The sequence below is a fragment of the Pseudomonas sp. 05N434 genome, assembly GCF_056396965.1.
Genome location: NZ_JBFTMK010000425.1, coordinates 1 through 4,465, shown reverse-complemented (window position 1 = coordinate 4,465; position 4,465 = coordinate 1). Strand labels below are relative to the sequence as shown.

General features: G+C 59.7%; 7 protein-coding genes. 2 read left to right on the top strand and 5 right to left on the bottom strand.

Annotated elements, in window-relative coordinates; all coding sequences use genetic code 11:
• Nucleotides 1-104, bottom strand: a 104-nt coding sequence (locus AC1DLB_RS22425; RefSeq protein ID WP_305232051.1) for a cold-shock protein, incomplete at its 3' end; no start/stop codon positions are given.
• Nucleotides 105-458: 354 nt separating this feature from the next.
• Here AC1DLB_RS22425 and dcd point away from each other — a divergent pair.
• Together dcd and AC1DLB_RS22415 are read left to right on the top strand one after the other, a co-directional pair.
• On the top strand, nucleotides 459-1,025 hold the full coding sequence (dcd, locus tag AC1DLB_RS22420) for a dCTP deaminase (RefSeq protein WP_007904652.1): 567 nt from the start codon (nucleotides 459-461) through the stop codon (nucleotides 1,023-1,025).
• A 107-nt stretch (nucleotides 1,026-1,132) separates the two neighbouring features.
• Entirely contained in the window at nucleotides 1,133-1,342 is a 210-nt protein-coding gene (locus AC1DLB_RS22415) for a hypothetical protein (RefSeq protein ID WP_019580966.1), read from the top strand.
• Nucleotides 1,343-1,394: 52 nt separating this feature from the next.
• On the opposite strand, the gene AC1DLB_RS22410 is transcribed toward AC1DLB_RS22415, so the two are convergent.
• The 4 genes from AC1DLB_RS22410 to AC1DLB_RS22395 form a co-directional block, all read right to left on the bottom strand.
• Nucleotides 1,395-2,159 (bottom strand): ABC transporter ATP-binding protein, encoded by a 765-nt coding sequence (locus AC1DLB_RS22410; protein ID WP_477785668.1) that lies wholly within the window; start codon nucleotides 2,157-2,159, stop codon nucleotides 1,395-1,397.
• Nucleotides 2,160-2,172: 13 nt separating this feature from the next.
• Nucleotides 2,173-3,291, bottom strand: coding sequence for a succinylglutamate desuccinylase/aspartoacylase family protein (locus tag AC1DLB_RS22405; RefSeq protein ID WP_064619966.1), 1,119 nt, complete (start codon nucleotides 3,289-3,291; stop codon nucleotides 2,173-2,175).
• Nucleotides 3,292-3,303: 12 nt separating this feature from the next.
• The gene (locus tag AC1DLB_RS22400) at nucleotides 3,304-4,014 is read right to left on the bottom strand and encodes an ABC transporter permease (RefSeq protein ID WP_204125325.1); all 711 of its coding nucleotides are present in this window, start codon (nucleotides 4,012-4,014) and stop codon (nucleotides 3,304-3,306) included.
• The coding region (locus AC1DLB_RS22395; RefSeq protein WP_477785667.1) for an ABC transporter permease at nucleotides 4,011-4,465 on the bottom strand (455 nt) is incomplete at its 5' end. The genes AC1DLB_RS22395 and AC1DLB_RS22400, both read right to left, overlap by 4 nt.

Here is a 4,465-nt window from a genome sequence, read left to right as displayed (position 1 = left end):
GCTTTGAAGTGAACGAACAGGTCGTCACCGGATTGTGGAGTGATGAAGCCGAAGCCTTTTTCATCGTTGAACCACTTAACGGTACCGGTTTGGCGATTAGACATGGTGTAACTCCTTGAACAAAGATAACTGCGACTCAGGAAGAACCCTGGCCGAGACTGAGTGCAAAGAGCAGGAAAAATTCTTGTAGATGGTTGGATCGAAATTCAACATATCGTGTAGAGATTCTCAGTGACACAAGCAGCACAGTGGCGCCACCTTAACCCTTTTTCCGGAACGTGCCAATGGTTCGTGCGAAGGTTTCTCTTTTTTAATGACTGACGGTTAATAACATGGCGGTGAGGCCCCGGAATTCACGGGGGAACGGCGAGAATTGTCTCCCAGACTTTGAACCCGGAGCGCCTGCCCGGTAAGATGCCGGACAGAATTTTTCYGCCTCGCTATTCAGGACACCCGCCATGAGCATCAAATCGGACAAGTGGATTCGCCGCATGGCGCAAGAGCACGGCATGATCGAGCCTTTCGTGGAACGTCAGGTGCGCGGCAGTGACGACAGTCGTGTGATCTCCTATGGTGTGTCGAGCTACGGCTACGATGTGCGTTGCACCAATCATTTCAAGGTGTTCACCAACATCAATTCGGCCATCGTCGATCCGAAAAACTTCGAYGCTGGCAGCTTCGTCGACATCCACAGCGACGTGTGCATCATCCCACCAAACTCCTTCGCCCTGGCCAGTACCGTCGAATACTTCCGCATTCCGCGCAACGTATTGACCATCTGTCTGGGCAAGAGCACCTACGCCCGCTGCGGCATCATCGTCAACGTGACTCCGCTCGAGCCCGAGTGGGAAGGCCATGTGACCCTGGAGTTCTCGAACACCACCAACCTGCCGGCGAAGATCTACGCCAACGAAGGCGTTGCGCAGATGCTGTTCCTCGAGTCCGACGAGGAATGTGAAGTGTCCTACAAGGACCGTGGCGGCAAGTATCAGGGCCAGCGTGGCGTGACCCTGCCGCGTACCTGAGTCAACCGTCTGACAAACCGTTGGAATTCCTGGGCGGGCGTACACTCTATGGGGTGTACTGCTCCGATTCGCGCAAGGCGGATCGGGCCATCGCTCAGGAGTGCTTCATGAAGATCGATCCGCGAATAAGTGCCGAACTGGCAAGGCTCGAGCCCAATCAGGTTGGTGTGCTGGCCTGGTCCTTGTTGGCGCATCCGCCAGTCAGCATGGCAGGGGGCATCCCCCATCAGCCTGATCCCGACACCCCCAATGAAGATCCGACAGAACCCGGAGAGCCCACCCTGCCGGATGAGCCACCTCCCGCACCTGTGGTCTGATACCCGCTTTTGTGGGCGCGAGCATCGCTCGCTCCCACGGGAAGGTGGCGTTTTACTTGAGGTTGCCGCTCAAGAACTGCTTCAACCGCTCACTCTTCGGATTGCCCAGCACGTCTTCCGGCGCGCCTTCTTCTTCCACCAGCCCCTGATGCAGGAACAGCACCTGGCTCGACACTTTGCGGGCGAAGCTCATTTCATGGGTGACCATGATCATGGTCCGGCCTTCCTCGGCCAGGCCCTGAATTACCTTGAGCACTTCGCCCACCAGYTCCGGGTCGAGTGCTGAGGTTGGTTCGTCGAACAGCATGACTTCAGGTTCCATGGCCAGCGCACGGGCAATGGCCACCCGTTGTTGCTGACCGCCCGACAGGAACGCCGGGTACTGATCCGCCACACGCGGCGCCAGGCCAACCTTGTCGAGGTAACGTCGGGCGCGGTCCTCGGCTTCTGCCTTGGTGCAACCGAGCACCCGCCGCGGGGCCATGGTGATGTTTTCCAGCACCGTCATGTGGCTCCACAGGTTGAAGTGCTGGAACACCATGGCCAGGCGGGTGCGGATCCGTTGCAGCTCATCGGGGTCGGCCACATGGATGCCGTGACGGTCCTTGGCCATGCGGATGTTCTGGCCGTCCATGCTCATGGTGCCGTCGTTGGGTTGCTCTAGAAAGTTGATGCAGCGCAAAAAGGTGCTTTTGCCCGAGCCGCTGGCGCCGATCAGGCTGATAACGTCGCCGGTTTTGGCCTTGAGCGAAACGCCTTTGAGCACCTGATGATCGCCATAGCYTTTATGCAGGCCTTCGATGGTCAGTTTGTACATGGGGCATGCATCCTCAAGGCGAAAGTAGATAGCCGCTGCGATAGGCTTCGGTGCCCGCGACGTGGGCGATTACCATGCCGGCAGTGGCCATGCGCCGCAGCGAACGGGCGTACATCAGCCCGGCGACGGTGCAATGAACAGGGGTGACGCGATCATTGATCGGGTCGATGACTTCGGCGATCAGTTGCCCGGCCTCCAGGTATTCCCCGGGCAGGACTGTAAACACCAGCAGTCCGCCCACGGGTGTCGCGACCGGTTCGACGCCGGCCAGCGGCGTGGCCGGGTAGGGCAGTTCCGGTAAGGGCGCCGGCTCACCGGCAATCGCGCCGAAGTGAATCAGATAATCGATCAGCGCTTGGCAGTCGAGGCTGGCCAACGGGTGATTAACGTCGCCCTGACCGCGCAATTCGACGGTGACCGAAAAGCTGCCCAGCGGAATATCGAAATGCTCGCCGAAGCGTTCTTTCAACTGCCACCAGAGCAGGGTGAAGCATTCATCGAATGACTGGCCACCAGAGTCGGTGGCCAACAGGCTGGCTTCGGCACCGATGTAACGCGCCAGCGGCTCGACCTGAGGCCAGGCTTCGGGCGTGGTGTAGAGGTGTGCCACGGCTTCGAAATCGCAATGCAGGTCCAGCACCATGTCCGCATCGCAAGCCAGTCGTTGCAGGGTCAGGCGTTGGGATTGCAGTTGCGTGCTGGCGGTATGGCGCGCCAATACGTCGCGCAGGCTGCTGCGGATCAGTTCGAGGTTGCGTTGTGGATTGTCGCCCAGCAAGCCTTCGATCTCGTTGCCGACTTCTTCACTCAAGTCGACGAACCAGCGATTGAAGTTCTGCCCGCTTTCCAGCTCGTAACGGCCCAATGGAACGTCCATCAACACTTGTTCCAGGCCGACCGGGTTGGCCACGGGCACCAGCACGATTTCGCTGCGCAGCCGACCGGCGGCTTCCAGCTCCGCCAGACGCTGTTTGAGGTGCCAGGCCACCAGCATGCCGGGCAGTTCATCGGCGTGCAGGGAGGACTGGATGTAGATCTTGCCTTTGGCCGCCTGGGGGCCGAAGTGAAAGCTGTGGATCTGTCGCACGGTCCCCGGCAGTGGGGCCAGCAGGTCATGAATCTGGTGGCGCATGTACGAATTGTCCTAGTGAGTCGGCCCGAGGAAGGCCAGCCATCGGCGTTCGGCGAGGCGGAACAGGCCGACCAGCGCAAAGGTAACGGTCAGGTAGATCAGCGCGGCGATGCCGAACGACTGGAAGGTCAGGAAGGTCGCCGAGTTGGCGTCGCGCGCGACTTTCAGGACATCCGGGATGGTCGCGGTGAACGCCACGGTGGTCGAGTGCAGCATCAGGATCACTTCGTTGCTGTAGTAAGGCAACGAGCGACGTAGCGCCGACGGCATGATGATGTAGGCATAGAGCTTCCAGCCAGACAGACCGTAGGCCTTGGCCGCCTCGACTTCGCCGTGAGCCATGCTGCGAATCGCCCCGGCGAAGATTTCCGTGGTGTAGGCACAGGTGTTCAGGGCAAAAGCCAGGATCGTGCAGTTCATCGCATCGCGAAAGAACGCATCAAGGACGGGCTGCGCGCGCACGGCCGCCAGACTGTAGATGCCGGTGTAACAGATCAGCAGCTGAATATAGAGCGGCGTACCCCGAAACAGATAGGTGTAGAACTGCACCGGCCAGCGCAGGTAGAGCTTGGGGGAAACCCGGGCGATGGACAGCGGGATCGACACCAGAAAGCCGATGAAGATCGACGCACTGAGCAGCCACATGGTCATGGCCAGGCCGGTGATGTTGTAGCCGTCGGTATAAAGGAAGGGTTTCCAGTATTCCTGCAAGAGTTCGATCATCGTACGGCCTCCCGGGCACCGGCGGCGTAGCGGCGTTCGAGCCAGCGCAGGACGACGTTGGAGGCACTGGTGATCAGCAAGTAGATCAATGCGGCCAGCACCAGGAAATAGAACAGTTGATAGGTGCTTTTACCGGCGTCCTGCGCCGCCTTGACCAGGTCGGCCAAGCCGATGATCGAGACCAGCGCGGTGGCCTTGAGCATCACCATCCAGTTGTTGCCGATGCCCGGCAGGGCGAAGCGCATCATTTGCGGGAACACCACGAAACGGAAACGCTGGCCACGTTTGAGGCCATAGGCGGTGGCGGCTTCGACCTGGCCCCGTGGCACGGCGAGGATCGCCCCGCGGAACGTTTCGGTGAAGTACGCGCCATAAATGAAGCCCAGGGTGATGACCCCGGCGCTGAACGGGTTGATCTCGATGTATTCCCATTCCATGAGGTCGGTTAACG